Genomic DNA, 23,106 nt, shown 5'->3' on the forward strand with positions numbered 1-23,106 from the left:
CGAGACGGCTCAGGCGGCGTCGCGTTTCTGTTGTTGTTTGCGGGCATGGGCGACAGCGGCTTCGCGGACCCAGGCGCCGTCTTCGATGGCCTTGCGGCGGGTGGCGACGCGCTCGACGTTGCACGGGCCGTTGCCCTTGAGCACTTCGTAGAACTCTTCCCACTGAATGTCGCCGAAGTCGTAGTGGCCGCGCTCCTCGTTCCACTTCAGGTCCGGGTCCGGGGCGGTGCAGCCGAGCAGTTCCAGTTGCGGAACGGTCTGGTCGATGAAGCGCTGACGCAGTTCGTCGTTGCTCTGGCGCTTGATCTTCCAGGCCATGGACTGGGCGCTGTTGGGGGAGTCGGCGTCGCTCGGGCCGAACATCATCAGCGACGGCCACCAGAGGCGGTTGATGGCGTCCTGGACCATGTCCTTCTGGGCCTGGGTGCCGTTGCGCATCATGTGCAGGAGGATTTCGTAGCCCTGACGCTGGTGGAAGGACTCTTCCTTGCAGATACGGATCATGGCGCGGGAGTAAGGGCCATAGGAGGTCCGCTGCAGCACCACCTGGTTGACGATGGCGGCGCCATCCACCAGCCAGCCCACTGCGCCCATGTCGGCCCAGGTCAGGGTGGGGTAGTTGAAGATGCTCGAATACTTGGCCTTGCCGCTGTGCAGCTTGGCGACCTCGGTGTCGCGATCAGCACCCAGGGTTTCCATGGCGCTGTAGAGGTAGAGGCCGTGACCGGCTTCGTCCTGGATCTTGGCCATCAGCTGCAGCTTGCGCTTCAGGGTCGGGGCGCGGGTCACCCAGTTGCCCTCGGGCAGCATGCCGACGATCTCGGAGTGAGCGTGCTGGGAAATCTGGCGGATCAGCGTCTGCCGGTAAGCCTCCGGCATCCAGTTCTTCGCTTCGATCTTGATCTCCGCGTCGATCTTTTCCTGGAAGGCGCGTTCTTCAGGAGTCATCTCCTCCAGCGCTTTCACGCGCTTCACGCCGGTCTCAACCAATTGTGCGTACATGCCGTTCTCCAGCCATGCAGGGTTCGTGGGGTGGCTTGGCCATGGCGCTATTTTTAAATGATACGAAAACAAATATCAAACACTAAAACGTGTATCGAATATAGTTTTTGTATCGAATTGACGATCGGTCAAGGGGCATCCGCGCATAAGGGATAGGTTGAGGGAAGGGGTTTTGTGGTGTCTGTGGATGCCAGGGAGAGCGCGGTTGAGGGCCTGGTTGCGGGGCTTGCGGCGGAGTGCGGTGGTGGGAGAGGGCGCTCGATTCAGGCTAAAGCTGGAAAGCGATACGCACATGTAGAGATTGTGTGTTTTGGTGTTCTGTTTCGTTGGGCGGGTAGGAAAGCCTCCGAGCCTTCGGCGGGCTGGGGCGTGGACGCAGCCAACCCCCTCTCGCAGGACGGGTTACTGCGAGGTGGCTTTGAGGCAAGTCACTGACCGAAGCCAGGACTCGTGAACATCACAGAGTGCGGATCATTGAAGCGGATCACCACCCCGCGAGTCCGGACGCGGTGATCGAAACGATGGTCAAAGCGCGGATCCACGATGAAGAACCGCGAATTCGTCTTGCCGAAGCCGTGACTCCGGTGGAATCCGTTGAAGTTGTGGTGGTGATGCCTGAACCCGTGGTGGTGATGAGAATTGAAACCGTGGTGATGATGTCTGAAGCCCATGTGGCTGCTGCGGTGGTGGAAGCCGCCGAAGTGACTGCCGCCGCGCCCGCCGGCCAGCATCATGGCATCGCGGGTGTCGTTGCTGGGCCAGGGTGACCCGGCAGTTGCCTGGCTCCCGCCGAAGCAGGCTAGGAGCAGGACCAGAAGTTTGAGGATGCGCATGGCGAACCCTCCACACTCAATTCCCCCGGAACTTACCCCCGTACCACTCATTATAGTTTTCGACGGGTGCCCCCCGACGCGGGGCGACGGACCGGCGTCGCGATTGAGGGCGCCGGGGCATGCCAATGCAATCCTGCATCTGTGGGGCGAATTCATTCGCTAAGGGCGGTGCAGCCGCCCCCTTCAGCACCCGATGGCGAACCTTCGGTCCGCTTGGCGATTGAAATCGCCCCCACAGGGTTTGTGCCAGGGCTTGGCTCTCCCTTATGGGGGTGATTTTCCCGGTAGGGTGCGCCGTGCGCACCGTCTTGCTCGAATAGCTGTGCTTCGCTGTGGGGGCGAATTCATTCGCTAAGGGTGGCGCAGCCGCCCCCTTCAGGCCCCCATAGCGAACCTCCGGTCCGCTCAGCGATTGAAATCGCCCCCACAGGTCCGGTGGATTGCCGGGGGCGTGATTCCGTGGGCTCGTCTAGAGTTCCTGGCGACGCACGGAGGAGGTCGGATCATGGGATGTCCGCAGGTCTGCAGCGGGGCGACGCTGCAATGCAGTTTCGGAGTGGCGCCGACGGTGCTGAATGTGCTGCCGGTGAATCGCACCCTCACGGGCGGGATGCCGGCGGCGAACATCATGGATCACATCCCGCTGGTGAACATTCCCACCTTCGGCATGTGCCAGAGCCTGGCCAATCCAACCGTGGCCGCCGCCACTGCCGCCGCCCTCGGCGCGTTGACCCCCATGCCCTGCATCCCCGCCACGGCGACGCCCTGGATTCCCGGTGGCGCACCCACCGTGCTGTTGGGCAGCATGCCGGCGCTGGACTCCAACAGCACACTGATGTGCACCTGGGGCGGGGTGATCAAGATCCAGATGCCTGGCCAGGTGCAGATGCAGATTCCCTGAGCCGGCGAATGGCTGGCCCGGTTCGCGAGCAAGCTCGCTCCTACAGGCGTGGGGTCAGGCTTCGGCCGGTTCGGTCCAGCGCTTCCACCACCAGCGCAGCCGGGACATGGGCTTGCCCTCGGCGTTCAATGGGCGACCGTCTTCGGTGAAGGGTTGGCCAGGCTCCAGCAACTGGCCCTTGAGATAACGGCTGCGCAGTGCGAGCTGGCCGTTGCCGTGGAAACGCTGGTAGGCCCCGTCGCGCACCCCGTCGCGATAGTGCTCGACTTCAGCCACGCCGCCGTCGGGGAAATAGCTGGTGGCCTCGCCGTGCATCAGGCCTTGGCGGTAACTCACCTTGCGCTGCAGCCAGCCCTCCGGCGCATGGAAGGTCGCCACGCCGTGGAGCTTGCCGCGCACATAGGGCATCTGCGCCGAGACCTTGCCGTTGGGGTGGAAGAGGGTGACCGGTCCGTTCAGCTCGCCCTGGCTGTAGCTGAGCTGCGCCTGGGGCCGGCCCGCTTCCTCGATGCGTACGGGACCTTCCAGTTCGCCGTCCTGCAACTGGCCCTGCATGCGGCTGTCACCGCGGGTGAGGTCGAGCTTGCCGCCGTTCGCCATGTTCAGTTCACCTTCACCAGTCCGCCCTTGATGGTCAGCATGCCGCCGCCGTCCACCGTCTGCTCGGCGCTGGCCTTGTTGGTCAGGCTGATGCCGGCATCGTTGGTCAGGGTGGTACCGGCCTTGTTGTCCAGAGAGGTGCCCGCCTGGTTGGTCAGGGACGTTCCAGCCTTCTGGGTGATGGAGGTGCCGGCCTGGGCGGCGAGGTCGGCATCACTCTTGATGGTCAGGCTGCCGCCGCTTTGCAAGGTAAGGGTGCCGCTGACCTTGATCGTCAGGTTGCCGTCCACGGTGAGCTCGTAGTTGCCCGTCACCTTGTGGCTGTAGTTGCCGCCGGTGCTGTGGGTCTGGTCGGCGCCCACCTTCACCGTGCGGCTGTCTTTCACATCCAGGGTGTCGCTGCCGGTCTGGATGGTTACGGAGCGCTTGCCCTTTTCCAGGGTGATGGTCTCGTCGCCTTCCTTCACCGTGCGGGTGCGGGCATTCTGCACCGTGAGGGTTTCGTCGTGGCCGATGGTGGCGGTGCTGTCGTTGAGCACATTCACCTTCATGTCCTTCTGCGCCTGCAGGAACACTTCCTCAGCGTCCTTCTTGTCCTCGAAACGCAGCTCGTTGAAACCGCCGCCGCCCTTGGAGGAATTGGTCTTGATGCCGGATTGCGTCTGGTTGTCCGGCAGGGCGTAGGGCAGGGTGTTGTCGCCGTTATAGACGCAGCCGGTGACCAGCGGGCGGTCCGGGTCGCCGTCGATGAAGGTAACGATCACCTCCTGGCCGATACGCGGGATGAACTGCATGCCGAAGCCCTTTCCGCTCCAGGGAAGCACCACCCGCACCCAGCAGGACGAGGTTTCGTCGTTGTTGCCCAGGCGGTCCCAGGGGAACTGGATCTTGATGCGGCCGTACTGGTCGGTCCAGATTTCCTCGCCGCTCTTGCCCACCACCACCGCCGTCTGGGTGTGCATGCGCGGCTTGAGCGTGGTGCGCGGCGGGCGGTAGTGGGTGGCCTTGGGAATGGCTTCGAAGCGGTTGCGGTAATGCTCGTGGCTGGCTTCGTGGGTAACCGAGGTCACCACCCAGTCGATATTCAGCGACTCGTCGTCATGCCCGTCCAGGGTGAACCAGTGTCCCGGCACCAGCCAGCGACAGTCGCTCTCGCCAATGAAGCGCCTCTCCTGGCTGCGCAGTTCATCCACCCGTTGCTTGGACAGCGCATCGCCGCGCGCCTTGGCGGTATAGCCGCCGGGATGCTCGTACATCGAAAGGGGGCCAGCCACCGCTTCGGCCTGACTGTAGAGCGAGGTGGTAGGCGTGGTGAATTCGTAGTCCGTGGCGCTGTACACCCCGGCCACCGCCTGCAGGCAGAGCTGCCCGGAACGCACCCCATGCAACTCGCGCACGCCAATGCCCTGACCCAGATAAGGCACCTTCGGCCCATTGGGAATCTGCGGGAAGGCATCGTTGCTGTCCCCCAGCACCAGCGTGTGCTTGCTGTCCTCATGGGTGAAGAACCAGAAGATCCCTTCCTCCTCCAGCAGCCGCGAAACGAAGGCGAAATCGGTTTCGCCGTACTGCACGCAATACTCGCGGGGCTCGTAGCTGCCGCTGAGCTTCAACTGGTAATCGGTAAAACCATGGTCCGAGAAGATGCCGGTGACGATGTCGCTGGTGGTCTTGTTCTGGAACACCCGGTTGTTGCTCGCCAGGGTCAGCCACCAGAGCCAGGGGCGCAGTACCAGTTGATAGCGCTCGGCGGTGGCGTCGGCGGGGAGCTGGTGGATTTCGGCGACAAGGGCATCGAGGGGGCGTTGGTTGGCGTCGTTGTGGAGGGTGGTGGTGAGGTGGGTTGCGACTGCGCTGGTCAGGGTGAGAGCGGTGGTGCTGTGGCCGTGCAGGTTCAGCTTGCTGAGGCCATTCAGCGACTCGCTGCCGGTAATGATCTCCGGGCTGAGGCCGCTCACCGTCGCGCTGCCAAGCACGAGACTGGAACTGGAAAGTGTCATTCGGAGCTTCGCTGAGTAAGCAAGGCGTTTGATTTCACGGACAAGGCGTCACATCCCCTGGTTTTCTGGATATCTCTTCTGTCATGAAACAGTCCATCGATTAGACGAAGCTGTTGCGTAGTTCCTGCATGACGCTGTTGAAGTTAGCCCTGGTTTGACTGCTGGGACCCGAAAGAGTGGAGAGCGTCGGAGTCGCGAGTTGGTCTGAGATGTTCCCAAAGGTGCAGTTCGATTTCTTTATTTCTTCGTAGACCTCAAGCCAAATCAATTTATAGACCTGATCGGTAGGGTGGGCCTGATCTATGGTTGCCAAGTGTGCAATGGCGTTGCTGGCCGTATAGCTTGCTGAACTGACGTGGGCGGCATCAGCAGTCGCTGCTCCTTCCTTGAGTCGGTAGTTGCCCTTGACAAGTTGACGGATGGTTTCTTCGCTCAGACAGCTGCCAATCTCGACCAGTCCATCTCCATTTCTTCGAGTGTGAAGTGCCAGCGCAAGGTTGTAGTTAATTACACCTAGTTCCAGGGATTTTATTTCTGCTACTGCTTTCTTCAGTTCGATGAATTCCTTGAGTTGTTGATTGGAAGATTTCTGGTCAAGCGCGGTTTGCATCGCTGCCTGTGCATGCCAGATACCTCCTTTGAATCTCTGAGGGTTCACTACCATTTCGATCACGTCTTTTGGCATCGCAGCATTCAAAAGCTTTTGCTCTGCTTGTTTGAGTCTGAGCGCGTACCTTACCGAACTGAGTGGCCTGGCCAGATTGATAAAAATGAACTTGGATCGTCCATTCTTCAGTGCAACGAAATCCCTCAGTACGTTGCGTTGGATATTTGCGACTTTGTCAGCTGCGGTGGCCATGCCCGCTGGGTCGCGGTCAGCGGTGTAAAGGTCGTTAGCGCCAAACCAGACAATGAATAGTGTATTTCCAAGTGTGATGTTGTTGCTGTTGCAGTCGGTCTTGAATGCTTTGATCTGGTCGTCAAATGTTCCCAGGAAATTTCCCAGGCGAACTGGAGTGTCCCCGCACGCTCCACCCTCTGCATAGTTTGCATATTGGAAGTTATTGAATCCCTGCCCGTTGTTGAGGCCAAGAGACTGTGCGTTCAGCATGCTCTTGTTGCTTAGGGTCGTGTGTCTGTTGCTGAGTTCAATTGTCGTTTGCGCGGTATTGGCAATCATTGTTCGCTGAGTCGCCTCCTCGAACATGAAGTCTGTCCAATTTCGGCAGTCGCTGAATCTGCCGGAAGGGCTGACTGACATTTGTCCTGTTGCTCTGGCCATTCGGCCACTCTTTGTCACCCATTTTTTTCCGATGTCAGACAGGCTGTCGCCAAATACGACCACGGTATCTATTTGCATGATCGCCACCTTCCAATTGGTTAGAAATGTCCGTTGGGTTGCAAGTTGCTCACTCCAGCACCCACTCCGCCAACTTCCCCGTCACCTGCGCCATCAGCACATTCTCGATATCCCGCGCCCCGGCCGAACTGCACTTGGCCAGTACCGCTTTCAAGATGGCCGGGTCGAAGTCGAAGTGTTTGCCGGTGGCGGCCTTGTAGCGGCCCTGGAGTTTCTCCAGCTTGGCGATGACGATGCCTTCCAGCGTCGCTTCGTCCAGCGGGCGGTAGGGCACCACGGTCATACGGGCGAGGAAGGCGGGGCGGAAGGCTTGTAGCAGGACCTTGCGCAGGCGTTCGTTGAAGGCGTCGCTGCCGAGCTGGTCGGGCGCGGTGTCCAGCACCAGTTCGGCGCCGACGTTGCTGGTGGCGAGCATCACGGTGTTCTTGAAGTCCACCACCAGGCCGGTGCCGTCTTCCATCACGCCCTTGTCGAAGACGTTGTAGAAGGCTTCCAGTACATCCGGGTGGGCTTTTTCTATTTCGTCCAGCAGCACCACGGAGTAGGGGCGGCGACGTACGGCTTCGGTGAGCACGCCGCCCGAGCCGTAGCCGACATAGCCCGGCGGGGCGCCCTTGAGTTGGCTGACGGTGTGGGCTTCCTGGTACTCGGACAGGTTGATGCTGATGAGGTTGCGCTCGCCGCCGTAGAGGGCGTCGGCCAGGGCGTAGGCGGTTTCGGTCTTGCCGACGCCGGTGGGGCCCACCAGCAGGAACACGCCGACGGGTTTGGCCGGGTCGGTGAGGCCGGCGCGGTAGGCCTGGATGCGCTGGGCGATGGTGCCGAGCGCGGCGTTCTGCCCCATGACTCGCTGGCCCATGCGTTGGCCGAGGGTGCGTACGGCGTGGGCTTCGTCGGCGAGCATCTTGCCGATGGGGATGCCTGTCCAGCCGGCGATCACTGCGGCCACGGTCTTGGAATCCACCTGCTCCGGCACCAGCGGGTCGTCCTGGCGGATCGCGTCGAGGCCGGCTTCCAGGCGCGCCAGTTCGGCGGCCAGGTGGTCGATGCGGTCGTCCAGTTCCTCGTTGGGTTTGCTGGCGTCGACGCTGTCGGAAAGGGCCAGCAGTTCGCGGCGGGCCTCCAGCAGTTCGCGCACGGCTTCCCGTTCCTCGCCCCAGCGGGTTTCCAGCTCGCGGATGGCGACGACGTTGCTGCGGGATTCGGTTTCCAGGGCGGTGATGCGTTCGCGGTGGTCGAGGCCGGTGGCCTGTTCACGGCGCAACCGTTGCAGCTCTTCTTCCAGGGCCTGTTCGCGATGGCGCAGGCTTTCCAGCGGCGGCGGCACATCGTGCTGGCCCAGGGCGACGCGGGCGCAGGCGGTGTCCAGCACGCTGATGGCCTTGTCCGGCAGTTGCCGGCCGGAGATGTAGCGATGGGACAGCTTCACCGCGTCGTGGATCGCGGCGTCCAGCACCTGCACGCCGTGGTGCTGTTCCAGCTTGGCGGCGACCCCGCGCAGCATTTCGACCGCAGTGGCTTCGTCGGGCTCTTCCACCTGCACCAGCTGGAAGCGCCGGGCGAGCGCCGGGTCCTTCTCGAAGTACTTCTTGTATTCCAGCCAGGTGGTGGCGGCCAGGGTGCGCAGTTCGCCCCGGGCCAGGGCCGGCTTGAGCAGGTTGGCGGCGTCGCTCTGGCCTTCGGCGGCGCCGGCTCCGATCAGCGTATGAGCTTCGTCGATGAACAGGATGATCGGCTTCTCGGCACTGCGAACACCGTCGATCACGCCTTTCAGGCGCTGTTCGAACTCACCTTTGACCCCGGCGCCAGCCTGCAACAGACCGAGGTCGAGCACTCGCAGGCTGACGTCCTGCAGGGGCGGCGGTACGTCTCCGGCAGCGATGCGCAGGGCCAGCCCTTCGACCACGGCTGTCTTGCCCACGCCGGGAGCGCCGACGAGGATCGGGTTGTTCTGCCGGCGGCGCAGGAGGATGTCGATGCTCTGGCGGATCTCGCTGTCGCGCCCGACGATGGGATCGATGCGCCCGGCGTGTGCATCGGCGGTGAGGTCCTGGGTGTACTGGTCGAGAATGGAGTCCTGGGCACCGGCCGGGGCTGGCTTGCCCTTGCTGGCCTGGGGCGAGGCGGGTTGTTCGCGGGAGGCCTGGGTCCATTCCTGCAGGTTCTGGCGCAGCGCCTCGCGAGGAATGCGCAGCAACGAAGAAGCGCTATTGAGCAGCAGCGTGCGGCGTTCGTCGCGATCGAGCAGGGCGAGCAGCAGCAGGCCGGAACGGATGCTCTGCTGGCCCAGCACGCTGGCTTGCACCACCGCATCTTCCAGCAGGCCCACGGTCTGCGCCGAGAGCGCCGGGGTGCGGGTGTTGCCGGCCTTGAACAGCTCCAGCGCCTGGTTGATCTCCGTTGCCACTGCATCGCGTTCCAAGCCGAAACGCGGCAGCAGGTAGGCCAGGTCGCCGCCCTCGATGTCCATCAGCTCCAGCAGCAGGTGCTCGATCTCCACGTAATGGTGGGTGCGTTGCAGGCAGCGCTGCGCGGCCCGTTCCAGGGCGCGGCGGCTTTGTGCGTTGAGGCGTCCGATCAGGCTGCCGAGTTCCATGGTCAGGCCACCTCCGTCTGGCGCAAGCGAGTGTCGATCTGTTGCAGGGCTTCGCCGCGCAATTGCAGCCCACCGCTCCAGCGCAGGCGCGGCGGTTGGGTGCGGTCCAGGCACAGCGGGGAGCCGGGGCGGACCAGCAGGCGCAAGGCGCAGTCCAGGTCCGGCCCGAAATAGAGTGCGGCCAGGCTGGCGAGCCGCACGTGCTCGCTGCCGCCGGGGAGAAAGTCCCGTGCGCGTGCATTGCTCAGGGGGCCGAGAGTCAGGCGGATACCCGCATGCTCGTCCCACACGCGGGTGCCGGCGATGGCGTCGCGACCCAGCCCCAGGTTGCGGCCCTTGCGTTGCAGGAGGCTGCGGCTGGCCGGCGGGATTTCGCGCCAGCCGCCCTGGTACGCCTCGTAGCGCACGGCGACATTGAATTGGTGGCGCACCAGCGCGGCGAAGCCGGCCAGGGAGCGGCGGCCGCCAGCGAACAACGCGGCGCGCGCGGTCACCGCAGCGTCCGGCAGGGCCAGGCGGTGCTGCAGGGCATCGGGCAGCAGGCCGCAGAGGGCCAGCAACTGGTTGTGGGCCGGCGAGTCATCGGGAGCGCGGAAGCCCAGGGCCAGGCGATGCTTGCCCAGCACCCGGTAGAGCAGGCTGAGCAGGCGGTGCTGGAACAGGTCGAGGAATTCCGCCGGCGCGTGATCCTTCTGCTTCGCCTGTTGCTGTAACCACTCCTGATACGCATAGGGCAAGGGGCCGTCGGGGCCGCCAAGGCCGAACACCGGAGTGGTCAGGACAGGCGGTTGGCCGGCTGCTTCCTCCAGGCGCTCCACCTGGCTGGCGGCGAAGGTGGGCGTGAGCGGGCCGCGCAGGCGCAGTGCTTCACTCTGGGGGGCGCTGCTGCGGCCGAGTGAGTCGGCGTCCGGCCGTTCGCGCTCCAGCAGCAGGAGTGCCTGCATGAACTCGAAGGCCTGCGGCTCGTCGCGCAGGCGGCGGCTCAGAGGGATAGGGGCATGCCGGCCTGGGGTTGCCACGTCCTGACCTCCTTGTCGCCATCGACCAGCACGGTTCGCACGAAGCGATTGGCGGTCGCGTAAAGGGAAAAGAACTGCGCCAGTACGGCGGAAAACAGCACCGCGCTGGCGCCGGCGAAATGCTGCGGGTCGAGGCTGAGCCGCACTTCGAGACCATTGCGCCAGCCACGCCAGGCGTCGTCGCCGACCCGCGCCACCACCCGCTCGCAGACAAGCCGGGCGATGCCTTCGATCTGCCGGCGGGCGCTGCCTTCGTCGCGCAGGTTGTGCAGGTTGAGCATTTCTCGCAGGGCGTCCAGCGCCTGGGGGCCTTCCACCAGGGACAGGTGGTTGAGGGTGAGTTGCGAGACCATGCGCCAGCGCGATTCGCCGGTCAGGCGCGGCAGGCTCTGCGGGCTGGGCGGATTGCGCAGGGTGGCGCGGGCGACAGGGCCGGGGCGCTCGAAGCCAAGGCGGGTGCCGGCCTGCAGGTTCTCCGCCAGGTGCCGGTTGGTGCACAGCAGCTCGGCGGTCAGGCTGTATTCGGGGGCGTCCAGCAGCGGGTCGAAGCCGGTGTCCACCAGGCTCAGCAGCATGTCGGTGCCACGGCGGTTCGGGCTCATGCCCTGCACTCGGCGGGCGTGCCAGTAGAGTCCGGCACCTGGAGCTCCTGCGCCGTGGGCATGGCCGTAGTAGGCCGGCACGGGGCTCACGCCGCGCGGTGAGGCGGCGCGCACGGAGCGAATGCTGTGGATCTCCACGCTGCTTTCACGGTGGGCGTCGGCCACCAGGCGGTACTCGCTGCGGGTGCCGTCCGGGCGCAAGGGTTCGGAGGTACGCGGGAACAGATTGATGACGGGCGCGCACCCCAGGCGCAGGTCATCGGCCTGCAGGTGCGGGCGGCCGGCCGGGGCGCGGTCGAAGGCGATCACCAGCATGCAGTCGCGACCGCCCGTTGCTGGTGGCTGGATCGGGATATCGAAGAAGGCGAACTTGTCGGGAAAGGTGAAGTACTCGGCCAAGAGCCGCAGGCCAGGATGTTGGCCATCTTCCTCGGGGAGCAGCGCCTGGTCGTCGGCAAAGCCCACCAGCTGCAGTTCTCCGGGGCAGGGCAGCAGCGGCTGGCCGGGCACGCCGCAGTGAATGCCGAGGCTGTGCGCGCCGAGCAGATCGAAGAGCGCGGCATTGGTCACCGGTGATGCGGCCAGGTGCAGGCGCAGCTGGCGGACGGGCAATTGCGCCCAGTCGAACTCGCCCAGGCAGTGCAATTCCAAACGCAGGGCCGCGCGGGCATCGGGTCGCCCGGTCAGCGCCACCGCCTCGTCGCCGTCCAGCAGGGTTGCGCCGCCGATACGTATGGGCCACAGCACCGCCTCGGCCGTGGTGCGCAAGTGCACGCTGGCGCCCTGGCTGGTGGTGACGAACAGCGGCGTATCGCGTGGCATCCGGTAGCCCTCGGCCAGGCTGCCCTGGGTCGGGTCCGGCTCGAACTGGACGATGGCGCAGGAGGGGATTGGCCGCAGGGCCAACGGGTAAAGCTGTTCCAGCAGGGCGTCGCTGAACTCGGCGTAGTCGTCGTCGAGACGGCGTTGCAGGCGAGCGGTCAGCAGGGAGAAGCCTTCGAGCAGGCGCTCCACGTGGGGGTCAGGGCATTCGCCAGGGGCCAGTTCCAGGCGCCGGGCGACCTTGGGGTAGCGGGCGGCGAAGCTGGCGCCGGCATGGCGCAGCCAGGTGAGTTCGCGCTGGTAGTAGTCCAGCAGTTCCGGGTCAATCGAGTCGCTCATGGCGCACCTCGAGGCCCTCGTCGTCGTTGTCGATGATGAACACCGCCGGCCAGGTACGCTGGCCGCTGCGCAGGCTGCCGCCAAGACGGATGCGCAGCCGCTGGGGCTGGCCGGGCGCTGGGTCGGCTTCCACTGAGGTCAGTTGCAGGCGGGGTTCAAAGTGCTGCACGGCGGCGCGGATGTCCCGCACCAGTTGGCGCCGGTCATCACCACGGCCCGCCTGCAGGGCGCTCCAGTCGCCGATGCCGTAGTCGAGGATGGTCAGCGGGCGGCCGCTCCTGGCGCTGGCGCGGCGGGTGTTGAGCAACCGCACCAGCTCCAGGCGGACGGACTCCGCCAGGGCCTCGCGGTCGAAGGCCGGCGCCTCGTCCGCCTGGGCGGAGAGGCGCTCGAACAGCGGCGCAAGCAGGCCGGCATCCGACATGGCAGGGCGCCGCGCTTACTTGGCCACCTTGTTGGCCGCCAGGTCCCAGGTGGAGGCGGCGGTGCCTTCCTTGGTGCCGTCGTCCTTCTGTGCGGTGAGCTCCCATTTGATCTTGGTGAAATTCAGCGACAGGGTTTCCACCGGCTTGCCACCGGCGCCGCCGCTGACGCTGACGTTGGACAGCACCACGTTGTCCAGGGTGTAGACGATGAAGGGCAGGATCTTGCCGTCGCCTTCGGCAGCGTTGCGGCCGATGGTGACCTTCGCCGTGGTGATGGGCTTGCCGGCGCAGCAGTATTCGTTCAGCGACGGGGTGGAGGTGTCGATGAACTTGGTCACGGTGAATTCACCGATGTGCGGGCGGCCGGAGGTGCGTTCCGAGTTGCTGACGTCGTTGGTGACCTGCATGGCCACGTTGTGGCTGTAGGACATCAGTTCGATCTTGTCGGTGAAGCCTTCGAGCAGACTGTCGCCTTTGATGTCGTCGCCGAGGTCGAGAATGATCGCGTCCATTGAGTGGAACTCCTGAATCTGGAATGTCTGGACTGGAGGTTGGGGCCCGCCCGTCGGGTCTGCCGGCGGGCGGCTCGGGTCAGGCTGCTACCGGCGGTGGCAGGCTGGCCACCAGGCGGATCGAGGCGGTCAGCTCCTCCAGCTGGAAGTGCGGGCGGAGGAACACCGTCGCCCGGTACGCGCCCGGCTTGCCGGCCACTTCCGAGACATCCACCCGCGCCTCGCGCAGCGGGTACTGGGCCTTGATCTCCTGCGGCGCGTTGTCGTTGATCAGCACGTAGTCGGCGATCCAGTTGTTCAGGTAGGTCTGCACGTTGTCGCGGGTCATGAAGCTACCCACCTTGTCGCGCATGATCACCTTCAGGTAGTGGGCGAAGCGCGAAGCGGCGAGCACGTAGGGCAGCATGGCCGAGATGCGTGCGTTGGCGTTGGCTTCGTTGGTGTTGTAGAGCTTGGCCTTGTTGGTGGTCTGGCCGCCGAAGAACACCGCGAGGTCGCTGTTCTTCTTGTGGCACAGGGCAATGAAGCCGAGGTCGTTGAGCTCTTTCTCGCGGCGGTCGGTGATGGCCACCTCGGTCGGGCACTTCAGCGACAGGTCGCCGGAGCTGGTGCGGAAGGTGTGGGCCGGCAGGCCTTCCACCGCGCCACCGCCTTCAGCGCCACGGATTGCCGCGCACCAGCCGTACTGGGCGAAGGCCTCGGTGATGCGCTGCGCCAGCGCCCAGGCGGCGTTGCCCCAGAGGTACTTGGAGTGGTCGGTGCCGTTGACGTCTTCCACGTAGTTCATGCCGTCCACCGGCAGGGTGTCCGGGCCGTAGGGCAGGCGCAGGAGGAAGTGCGGCAGCACCAGGGAGACATAGCGCGAGTCTTCGCTCTCGCGGAAGCTGCGCCACTTGATCAGCTCCTGGCTCTCGAAGACCTTCGCCAGGTCACGGGGCACGGCCAGCTCGGTGAAGGCGTTCATGTCGAACAGCTTCGGGTTGGCCGCGGCAATGAAGGGCGCGTGGGCCGCAGCGGCGACGTTGGAGAGTTTCTCCAGCAGGGCCACGTCCTGGGGGTGACGGCCGAAGCTGTAGTCGCCCACCAGCAGGCTGAAGGGATGGCCGCCGAAGGTGCCGTATTCCTCTTCGTAGATCTTCTTGAACAGCGCGCTCTGGTCGAACTCGACGGCCTTCTCCAGGTCGGTCTGCAGTTCCTTCTGGGTGACGTTGAGCAGGCGCAGTTTCAGGCGGGTGCTGGTTTCGGTGTTCTGCACCAGCAGGTGCAGGCCGCGCCAGGAGGCTTCCAGTTTCTGCAGCTCGGGGTGGTGCAGCACTTCGTTGAGCTGGGCGCTGATCAGCTCGTCGATCTGGCTGATGCGGTCGTTGATCATGGCCACGGTGTCCTTGTCGATGGCCATGCCTTCGTCGAGTACCTGGGTGGCGAACTCAGCGAGCATGTCGCGGGCGTAATCCTGCTGGCTGTCGTCATGGGCCATGCGGCCCTCGGCGATGATGCGGTCGAGCAGGGTCAGGGTCTGAGTGGTGCTCTCGCTGTTGGCACCGGCTTCTGTTGCCATGGGCTATTCCTCCGGGAAGTCGCGCTGCGGATCAGGCCTGGGGTTCGGCCGGTGCTTCGCCTTCGCCCTCGGGCGCGGCGGCTTCGGATTCGGGGCGGGCAGACTTGATCTCCTGCAGGCCGTCGGTGTTGCTCACCACTTCCTGCAGCAGCTTGTCGAGGTCGTCGTTGCCGTCGAGCTTGGTGAGCAGGTCGCGCAGGCGCTGGCGCGCCTCGAACAGGCGGCGCAGGGGAGTGATCTGCTTGACGATGTTCACCGGCTCGAAATCGTCCATGTCCTTGAAGCGCAGCTCGACGTTCAGCTTGCTGCCGTCACCGGTGATGGTGTTGTCCACCTGCAGGGTGGCGCGCGGCGCGATGGAGTGGAGGACCTGGTTGAAGTTGTCGCGGTCGATCTCGGTGAAGCGACGCTCGGCGAGCTTGGGCAGGGGATTTTCAGGTTTGCCGGAGAGGTCGGCGAGAATGCCCACGACCAGCGGCAGCTCCTTCTTCTCGATGGCGTCGCCGATTTCGACGTCGTAGGTGATCTGTACGCGGGGCGGGCGAACCCGGTCCAGTTTGTGCTGCGTGCTTTCGGCCATGTTGGTGGGCTCCGGTGCATTGAAACGAGCGCAATGCATCGGACTTGTCCTGTCATCGCACTCCCTTGCTGGATCACGACGCGACAGGGGGGAACTACACGCAAGCCTGTCCTTGGCGATCCCTCTAGTTCGTCTGTCCGACGAACTACTCAGACACGCTAGAACAGGTCTATAAATTTGCAAACGCAAACCGGAATCAGACCACCATGAAGCAGGGACGTTTCATTTCCACCTCGAAATTCGTGTTGTTGGCCGCTGCGATCCTGTTGGGAGGCTGCTCCGATCTTCTCGGTCCGCGTGTCCAACTGGACAACCTGACCCTGGACGTCGCCGAGCGCGCCAACGACGACACGCCCATCGCCGTCGACTTCATCGCCGTGCGCGATCCCGAGTTGCTCAAGGTGCTTTCCGGCATCACTGCGCGGCAGTGGTTCACCGATCGCGAGCAGTACCGTCGCGACTACCAGAAGCAGTTTTCCGTCTGGAGCCTGGAGCTGGTTCCCGGGCAATTCATGGAGGCTCGCGAGTTCCCGCTGGCGGGGGATAGCGCGGCTGGACTTTTGGTCTTTGCCGGCTATAACACACCCGGTGCTCACCGCCTGAGGCTGGATGAGCAGAGCCGTGCCTGGCTCCGGTTCGATAGCAGGGAAATGCGCTTGCTGAGCGAGAACGAGCATTGACGGAAGGCCCCTGAAGCAGCAGGGCGTCGAGCTCGCGACAACGTCGGACGTCGAAGGGGAGTGGTATGAAAGTTCTGCCTGACGCGGTGTGCTGGCATGAGGGCATGCAGTTGCTGCCCCAGCATTTCCAGCTGCAAGGGTTGCGCGCGGAAGTGCTCGCCGCCCATTTCGCCCAAGCCGGCAATCCCTGGTTCTGGGGTGTCTCCCAACTCGAACTCGACCCGGCTGCCCTCAGCGCCGGCCTGGTGCGCGTACTCGCCCTCGAAGCCATCCTGCCCGACGGCCTGCCAGTGAGCATCAAGCCCGGTGAAGGCACGGTCCTGGAGCTGGACGTGAGCGCCGCCATCGCTCAGTCCGCGACCGCCAGCGCCACCGTCTTTCTCGCCGTCAATCCGCTTGGCCGTGGCGGCCAGGTACTGCCGTTGCGTGGTCGCCTGCAATCGGCGGTAGGCGACGCGGTGCCGGATCTGGCCAGCGGCGAGCATCCCGAACCTATCCTCGTCTGGCGGCCCGCCGCGCGGCTGGTGACCGAGACAGGCCGCGCCGACTCCGTCTGCCTGCCGCTGCTGCGCATCGCCAAGGAGGGCGGCGGCTTCGTCCGCCAATCCTATGTGGCGCCAACGCCGCGCATTCTTCCCGAATCCATCCTGGGCCGATCGGTCGCCGCGCTCTGCGCCCGCACCCGGGAGAAGTGCCTGTTCCTCGCCGGCCGCCTGCGTCAGGCCGAGCAGGCCGGCAACCATGACGACATGGCCGAAACCCGTCGACAGCTGACCGCGCTCTGGGCGCGCCTGCCGGAAGTGGAGGCGGCGCTGAACAGCCGGGAGGCGGCGCCGGACCGCCTGCACGGACTGCTGGCAGGCATGGCCGGTGCCTGGTGCGCCCTGGACCCGGTGGCCGGCGTGCCGGCCTTCTCGCCCCTGGATTACCTCGACCTCAAGCGCGGCTACGACGAAGTGCTGGACTGGCTGGAGCATGCCTTGACCCGCGTGCGGGTTGGCTATCGCACCCTGGCGTTCGACCAGATGGAGCAGGGTTTCGCCATCCAGTTGCCCGATACCCAGTCGCGTCGCCAGCGCCTGGTGATCGGCCTGCGCATGCCGGCCGGGGCGGGCGAGCAGTCGGCCTTCTACTGGCTGGGGCAGGCCATCATCGCCTCCCAGTGCCAGGTGTCCACCCTCGCGCGCCAGCGCATGAGCGGCCTGGCGCACCAATCCATGAGCCGCGCCGAGCAGGTCGCCTACAGCGTGGGTGAAGACACTCGCCTGTTCGTGGTCCAGGCCGCCGGAGAGTGGTTCGATCCCGAGCAGAAACTCTGCATCGTGGTGCCCGGCCAGGCGGCGCTGGTGGGGCCCTGGCAAGTGGTGCTGTTCGAAGCCAACACACACGAATTTGCCTGACCAGACAAGGACGCGTAGATGCCGGAACGGATTGCGGCCCTGTATCCACCGGAGTTCGGTGAGGCGCCCCTGAGCCTCGCCTTCCGCCAGGCCTGGCTGGAGTGGCGCGACGCCTGGGATGAACTGGAAGACGCCGACGACAACGACGGCCAGTTGGTGGACCGCACCGCCGAGACGGCGACGCGCATCGTCCGCCGCCTCTGGCGCAGCGCCTTCGCCAGTGTTGGCGACTCGGCGGCGGTCCAGGTCAAGGCGATGGTCTACGCCTTCGTCGCGCTGCTGGATGAGACGCTGGTATTCGGCAACTGGGCCGGTCAGCTGGCCTGGCAGGAGCGCCCGCTGGAAGCGCGGCTGTACGGCTCGCGCAATGCCGGCGAGCGGGTGCCCGCGGCCATTCGCAGCCTGCTCAAGGAACGCGCCCCGGCCACTCGCGACCTGGCCAACGTCTACCTTCAATGCCTGGTGCTCGGCTTCCACGGCCAACTGCGGGGTGAGCGAGGGCAGGCCATGCACGAGCGCTGGCGACAGGCGCTGTTCACCTTTGCCTGGCAGCGTGAACCCGCCTCGGCTGGTGCCTTGCAGAGCCTCGCGCGTCCAACCAGGTCGGCGCCGCTGCGCATGCCCCTGCGCAGGGCGCTGCCGGACGGCCTGCGCCTGGGGCTGGCGATTCTCGGCTTCGCGCTGTTGCTGAGTGCGTTGGGGCATTGGCTGTGGAGCGACATCCGGTCCGAACTGGAACCCGTGCTGCACCTGGCGGCCACCCAGGATGATGGGGAGCAGGCGGAATGAGCGGCTTCGCTATCGCCCTGATCGTCTTCGCGATCCTGCTGGTCCTGGTTGCCTTGGCGGCGCTCTGGTGGTGGTTGCGTACCCAGTCCGGCGCGGCCATCCGCAGCTTCTACAACGCCGTCCGCAAGATGGAGCACGACCAGGGCAGCCAGGATCGTTACCAGACGCCCTGGCTGATGCTGGTGGGTGACCCGCGCGAAGGCAGCCAGCTCTGCGTCGATTGGCAATTGGCCCCGGTGGGCCGAGCGGCCTGGTTCGGGCGCTGGTGGGCCGATCCGGATGGTTCGCTGCTGGTGGTGCCCCAGGGCTTGTTCCTGCCGGAGGAAGGCGGCGCCGTGCCGGCCTTCGCCTGGCGCCGGCTGCTGGGCATGCTGCTGCGCCTGCGCGGTCAGCGACCGCTGGATGGGGTGATCTGGACCATACCCGTGGCGCGCCTGCTGGACGATGCGCAACTGGCGACCGATGCCATTGCCCTGCGCCGCCGCTTTGGCGAGTTGCTGCAGCGGCTCGGACTGAGCCTGCCGGTGCATGTGCTGGTCACCGGGCTGGAGGAATTACCGGGGTTCCAGGAGCTGGTGGCTGCACTGCCGGAAGAGGGGCGCGAGCGGGCCCTGGGCTGGTCGTCGCCCTATGCCCTGGAAGCGGGCTGGCAAGGCTACTGGCTGGACGATGCCCTAGACGAGGTAGTGCAGGCGCTCCAGGCGGCGATCCTGGAAGTTGGTGCGCTCCGCGGCGATCTGGGGGAAGACCTCTACCGCCTGCCGGGGCAGGTGGATGGCCTGCGGGGCAACCTGCGCGCCCTGCTCGAAGCAGTGTTCCAGGGCAACGCCCAGGGCGAGGCGCCCCGGCTGCGCGGTCTGTTCTTCAGCTCTGCGCAGGTGCTCGGGGACGTCGCCGATCCGTGGGACATTCCCACCGGCGAGCAGCCGCGCACTCGGGGCGTGTTCTCCGCCGGTTTGTGGAGTCAGCGCTTTCTCGCCGAGCAGGGGCTGGCCCAGGCGGTGCCGCGCATCCTGCGCCTGCGGCGGCGCTGGCAACAGGTGGTTGCTGGGACGGCAGCGGTCGTCGGCGCCTTCTGGCTACTGGGCATGCTCTGGGCCTGGCATGACGGCCAGCGCGACGCCCGCGAGCTGACCCGGGTTCTGCAGGTGGCACAGAGCACCCATGTGGAGCTGAAAGACCCGGCGCGCAGCCAGGAACAGGCACGGCGCAATGTCCAGGGCTTCTGGAACCTGCTGCGGGATGCGCCGCGCTGGCATTTCGCTTCGCTGGCCTTTCCCACCTCCTGGTTCTCCCCCCTCAACGACGAGATGGACGACGTGCTGCGCGCCATGGCCCGCAGCGAGGCCATGCAGCCCCTGGCGCGGATGCAGCAGGTGGAGCTGGATCGGCTCCTGGCGATCCGTCCCGCCGACCGGCGCACCGAAGTGGTGGGCGAGGTGCCGGAGGAATGGCCCAACTACGTCAAGGCACACAAGCTGGCCTATGGCGCCACCAGCTTGGAGCAACAGAACCGCTGGTTCAGCGAAGCCCTGAAAGGCGACAAGGGCGTGCTGGAACCTCTGGCGCAACTGGCCAACGGCGCCCTTGGCATGGAACTCAACACTTCCGCGCTGCGGCGACGGGCCTATTACGACCGGGTGCTGGTCGACCTGGCCGCCCCCGGGCTGCAGCCTCTGGACCTGCAATCGCGGCGGCAGGTGCTTACCGAGCAGTTCCAGGCGCTGATGAAAATCTGGCTGACCCAGTATTTCCTCGCGGACAACTTCGTCCGTCCGGCGGGCTACCTCAAGCTGCATCTGGACATCCTGCAGGCGGGGCAGGGCAACTCCCTCGCCGAGCTGGAAGAGATCAATGCCCAGGTTGACGACCTGGAAAGCCTGCTGGCGCTGACCAATTCCTCCTGGAGCCACAGCAACGGCGAAGAGCTGGTAGGCGGCTATCGCGAACTGCTGGAAACCGTGCGGCAGAGCAGTCTCCTGGGCGCGACGGTGGAGCAGAACCTGAACAGCGAGGCCAGCCGCTTGCGCCGGGATTTCCATGGGCAGTGGATCGCGACCGTCGGCACCCGCTCGAACCTGCTGCAGCGCCAGCCAGGCGGCACGCTGGCGCTACAGGACCATGTCAGTGCCCTGAGCCGGGCGATCAAGGGCCTGCTCAAGCGCGACTTCGTGGTGACGGCCCTGCGCCAGGACACGGCAGAGCCCGATGCACGTACCTTGCGCAATGTCGACGCCAGCGCCCTGGGCAAATCCCTTGGCTACATCGATAGCTATCGCGCCTTCGTGACCCAGGAGCTGGCGCAGATCCCGCCGGACTACCGCGATGGCATGCTCAAGGCTGCCGGGGAAGCCGGGGCACGGGCCATCTGGGCCAGCCTGGCCGGTTCCACCGAACCTCGCACCGGGGCGGGTGCCCAGGCCTTCGAGGTGACGGCAGACCAGGCCGGGCAGGTGCTGCGAGCCCTGCAACTCCTGGGGCGCAATGACCTCGCCGGTGCCTTGCAGGGCTTGCTCAATCGCCAGGCGCTGCAGGATGTGAGCAACGCCCTGGCAGGCATCGACGCCATGCCGATCTTTACTCAGCGCTACGACATCACCCAATGGGACGGCAGCCGCGATCTTGGCTTGCGCCTGTTCCGTGCCACCGATGTACCGGACCTGAAGGGCAGCCTTGCCCAGCAGTTCGCCGCCATGCAGACCGCCAGCGACAACGCCGCCCCGGCCCTGGCCTGGCTGCAGGAACAGCGCGGCCTGGGCATGGCGGAGCAGGAGCGGGTCAATCGCCTGGCGGCCATCAACGAAGAACTGGTCAAGTACAAGGCGCAGAACCCCACCAGCTCACCGGCGCTGTTCGAGCAACTGGTGAGTCGAGATTTCGTCGAGATGGATCGCGATTCCTGCTCCCAGGTGCTGACCACCGCGGCCGTGTCCCAGGGGGTGGGCGACCTGGCGCAGCGCACCCGTGTGCTCCGGGATCAGGCATCGCAACGCTGCAGTCAGCTCCAGCAGCAACGTGCGGCGCTGGCCTGGAACGATCTGGCCGACTATTTCAACCAGTACCTGGCGGATCGCTTCCCCTTCGCCTACAGCCTCAAGGCCGACGATGCCGACCCAGCGCGGGTGCAGCATCTGGTGGAACTGATCGACAGCCGCCTGGCCCAGGCCGAAGAGGGGCTTAAATGGGGCAACCCCGGCGACCGTCCGGCGGCGGAGGACTTCCTGGCCCGCCTGAAACAGGCGCGCACCTGGCTCGGGCCGCTGTTCCTGCGCGACCCGGCCGGCTCGCTGGGCGTCGAGCTGGACGTGCGCTGGCGTACCGACCGTGACGCCGAGCGCGGCGCCGACCAGGTGATCGCCTGGGGCCTGCACGCCGGCGAACGTCAGATCGGCTTCCCCGGTGAAGCGCAGCGCCTGCACTGGAATGTCGGCGATCCGATGCAGCTGTTGTTGCGCTGGGCCAAGGACGGCAGCCAGCGGCCGAGCATCGACCCCCTGCAACCGAGCATGGCGGTGGCCGACCTTGAGGCCGGCTGGGAATATCGCGGCCCTTGGGCGCTGCTGCGCCTGATGCGCTCCCACGTGGTGCTGCAGCGCCAGCCGAGCATGGACTACACCGACTTCCCGTTGACCCTGCAGGTGCCGGTGCGCGGTGCGCCGAGCAACAGCGAGCCGGCCCTGATGTTCATGCGCCTGTCGCTGATGACCCAGGGCGGCAAGCTCCCGCTGTCGATCCAGCCACTGCCGGTGAAGGCGCCGCGCTCGCCATTCTCCACTACCCATGCCAGTTCCCTGGTGAGCGCCGAGGTGACGCCATGACCCTGTCGATAACCGAGAGTCCGGCCAGCGACTTGCTGGAGCCCATTCCCGGCGCCGAGCCCTGTGGCCCCAGCCTGCGCTACGACCCGGCCTGGGACCGCCTGCGCGAACTGCGCCGCGAGGACGACGCCAGCCTGCCTGCGGGTGTCTGGCAGGCAGAGCTCAAACGCGGGGATTGGGCTGCGGTGGAGCGCCTGGCCGAAGAACTGCTGCGCGAACGCAGCAAGGACCTGATGATTGCCGCCTGGCTCGGTGAAGCCTGGCTGCTGCGCAGTGGTCTCGACGGACTGACCCCGGCGCTGGGATTGCTGGCGGGACTGTGCGAGCGCTACCCGGACGAACTGCATCCGCAGCCGGAAGAGGGCGACCGTTCCTGGCGAGTGGCGCCGTTGGAATGGATGGGTCGCCGCTATGGCGAAATCGTCCTGACCCGCTGTGCGCTGTTCGGCGCCGAGCATGCCGATCTTGCCCACCTCACCCTGCATGGCTGGCAGCAACTCCAGCAGCGCCAGGTGCAGGCTAGCGACAGCAAGGCGGACAAGGTCGCCGCCGAGGCGGCCCGGCTGGAACAGCGCAAGCTGGACGAAGTCCTCAGGCAATTGCCCATCGCCAGTTTCGTTCGGGTTCGCCAGGGCGCGGACACGGCGCTGGCCGAGCTTAAACGCCTGGATACCTGGTGCGACGGCTGGCTCGGTGACCTTGCCCCCAGCTTCGCCACCTTGCAGCAGATCCTGAACGCCATCCGCTCGCTCATGCAGGAGTTCATCCCCATGCAGTCCCACACGCCGCCCGCCGTGGCGCCGGCTCCCGAGGTGGCGGCCGAGCCCGCTGCCGCCGAGGTGGAAGTGCCAGCAGCCTTCTCCGGCATTCCTGCCAGCCGCGAGGATGCCTACCGCCAACTGGCCCTGATTGCCGACTACCTGGCCCGTACCGAACCCCACAGCCCGGTGCCCTATGTGATCCGCCGCGCGGTGGAATGGGGCAACCAGCCCCTGGGTGAGTTGCTGGAAGAACTGATCACCGCCGATGCCGAAGCCCGGAGGTTGTGGAAGTTGCTGGGGGTGTTGAAGTAGGGGCAAACCTGCGGGGCCCGGCCCTTTGTTGTGGGGGCGAATTTATTCGCTAAGGGTGGCGCAGCCGCCCCCTTCAGGGGCCAATGGCGAACCTTCGGTCCGCTCAGCGATTGAAATCGCCCCCACAGGTTTTGTGCCGGGCTCAGTGCTTCGTTGTGGGGGCGAATTCATTCGCCAAGGGTGGCGCAGCCGCCCCC

18 protein-coding genes are annotated in these 23,106 nt (G+C 65.6%); 7 read left to right on the forward strand and 11 right to left on the reverse strand.

The features are described 5' to 3' along the window. Positions 1-9 precede the first annotated feature (9 nt). Positions 10-1,002, reverse strand: a complete 993-nt coding sequence (gene paaA, locus E8F06_RS26950; RefSeq protein WP_190828029.1) for a 1,2-phenylacetyl-CoA epoxidase subunit PaaA — start codon at positions 1,000-1,002, stop codon at positions 10-12. A 464-nt stretch (positions 1,003-1,466) separates the two neighbouring features. Here paaA and E8F06_RS26955 point away from each other — a divergent pair, with 464 nt between their 5' ends. Both E8F06_RS26955 and E8F06_RS26960 read left to right on the forward strand, forming a co-directional pair. Next, complete coding sequence (locus E8F06_RS26955; RefSeq protein WP_280372231.1) at positions 1,467-1,769, forward strand: hypothetical protein; 303 nt, start codon at positions 1,467-1,469, stop codon at positions 1,767-1,769. A gap of 571 nt (positions 1,770-2,340) precedes the next feature. Continuing rightward, positions 2,341-2,736, forward strand: a complete 396-nt coding sequence (locus tag E8F06_RS26960) for a DUF4280 domain-containing protein (protein WP_151134338.1) — start codon at positions 2,341-2,343, stop codon at positions 2,734-2,736. A gap of 54 nt (positions 2,737-2,790) precedes the next feature. On the opposite strand, the gene E8F06_RS26965 is transcribed toward E8F06_RS26960, so the two are convergent. From E8F06_RS26965 to tssB, 10 genes are all read right to left on the reverse strand, one after another. Continuing rightward, a complete protein-coding gene (locus tag E8F06_RS26965; protein WP_280372232.1) occupies positions 2,791-3,336 on the reverse strand; it encodes a toxin-antitoxin system YwqK family antitoxin in 546 nt (181 codons plus the stop codon). 2 nt (positions 3,337-3,338) lie between these two features. Then, positions 3,339-5,336, reverse strand: a complete 1,998-nt coding sequence (gene tssI, locus E8F06_RS26970) for a type VI secretion system tip protein TssI/VgrG (RefSeq protein WP_280372233.1) — start codon at positions 5,334-5,336, stop codon at positions 3,339-3,341. Between the two features lie 100 nt (positions 5,337-5,436). Continuing rightward, entirely contained in the window at positions 5,437-6,696 is a 1,260-nt protein-coding gene (locus tag E8F06_RS26975; protein ID WP_280372234.1) for an SGNH/GDSL hydrolase family protein, read from the reverse strand. A gap of 49 nt (positions 6,697-6,745) precedes the next feature. Continuing rightward, positions 6,746-9,292, reverse strand: a complete 2,547-nt coding sequence (gene tssH, locus E8F06_RS26980) for a type VI secretion system ATPase TssH (protein WP_280372235.1) — start codon at positions 9,290-9,292, stop codon at positions 6,746-6,748. Positions 9,293-9,294: 2 nt separating this feature from the next. Then, positions 9,295-10,311, reverse strand: coding sequence for a type VI secretion system baseplate subunit TssG (tssG, locus tag E8F06_RS26985; RefSeq protein ID WP_280372236.1), 1,017 nt, complete (start codon positions 10,309-10,311; stop codon positions 9,295-9,297). Beyond that, a complete protein-coding gene (gene tssF / locus E8F06_RS26990) occupies positions 10,275-12,074 on the reverse strand; it encodes a type VI secretion system baseplate subunit TssF (protein WP_280372237.1) in 1,800 nt (599 codons plus the stop codon). Before tssF ends, tssG begins: the two co-directional genes overlap by 37 nt. Further along, the gene (gene tssE, locus E8F06_RS26995) at positions 12,058-12,498 is read right to left on the reverse strand and encodes a type VI secretion system baseplate subunit TssE (RefSeq protein WP_280372238.1); all 441 of its coding nucleotides are present in this window, start codon (positions 12,496-12,498) and stop codon (positions 12,058-12,060) included. Before tssE ends, tssF begins: the two co-directional genes overlap by 17 nt. Before the next feature lie 15 nt (positions 12,499-12,513). Continuing rightward, complete coding sequence (locus E8F06_RS27000; protein WP_280372239.1) at positions 12,514-13,011, reverse strand: Hcp family type VI secretion system effector; 498 nt, start codon at positions 13,009-13,011, stop codon at positions 12,514-12,516. Between the two features lie 79 nt (positions 13,012-13,090). After that, complete coding sequence (gene tssC, locus E8F06_RS27005) at positions 13,091-14,569, reverse strand: type VI secretion system contractile sheath large subunit (RefSeq protein ID WP_280372240.1); 1,479 nt, start codon at positions 14,567-14,569, stop codon at positions 13,091-13,093. 31 nt (positions 14,570-14,600) lie between these two features. After that, complete coding sequence (tssB, locus tag E8F06_RS27010; RefSeq protein ID WP_280372241.1) at positions 14,601-15,149, reverse strand: type VI secretion system contractile sheath small subunit; 549 nt, start codon at positions 15,147-15,149, stop codon at positions 14,601-14,603. Positions 15,150-15,355: 206 nt separating this feature from the next. On the opposite strand from tssB, the gene E8F06_RS27015 reads away from it, so the two are divergent. From E8F06_RS27015 to tssA, 5 genes are all read left to right on the forward strand, one after another. Next, positions 15,356-15,829 (forward strand): type VI secretion protein, encoded by a 474-nt coding sequence (locus E8F06_RS27015; protein ID WP_190828005.1) that lies wholly within the window; start codon positions 15,356-15,358, stop codon positions 15,827-15,829. Positions 15,830-15,894: 65 nt separating this feature from the next. Continuing rightward, positions 15,895-17,229 (forward strand): type VI secretion system baseplate subunit TssK, encoded by a 1,335-nt coding sequence (gene tssK / locus E8F06_RS27020; protein WP_280372242.1) that lies wholly within the window; start codon positions 15,895-15,897, stop codon positions 17,227-17,229. An 18-nt stretch (positions 17,230-17,247) separates the two neighbouring features. Further along, positions 17,248-18,018 (forward strand): DotU/TssL family secretion system protein, encoded by a 771-nt coding sequence (locus tag E8F06_RS27025; protein ID WP_280372243.1) that lies wholly within the window; start codon positions 17,248-17,250, stop codon positions 18,016-18,018. Beyond that, a complete protein-coding gene (locus E8F06_RS27030) occupies positions 18,015-21,836 on the forward strand; it encodes a type VI secretion protein IcmF/TssM N-terminal domain-containing protein (protein ID WP_280372244.1) in 3,822 nt (1,273 codons plus the stop codon). Before E8F06_RS27025 ends, E8F06_RS27030 begins: the two co-directional genes overlap by 4 nt. Continuing rightward, positions 21,833-22,909: a type VI secretion system protein TssA gene (gene tssA, locus E8F06_RS27035; RefSeq protein WP_280372245.1), complete on the forward strand. Its 1,077-nt coding sequence runs from the start codon at positions 21,833-21,835 to the stop codon at positions 22,907-22,909. The genes E8F06_RS27030 and tssA overlap by 4 nt, the downstream gene beginning before the upstream one ends. Positions 22,910-23,106: the final 197 nt, after the last annotated feature.

It is taken from the genome of Pseudomonas sp. BN411, assembly GCF_029871235.1.
Classification (GTDB): domain Bacteria; phylum Pseudomonadota; class Gammaproteobacteria; order Pseudomonadales; family Pseudomonadaceae; genus Metapseudomonas.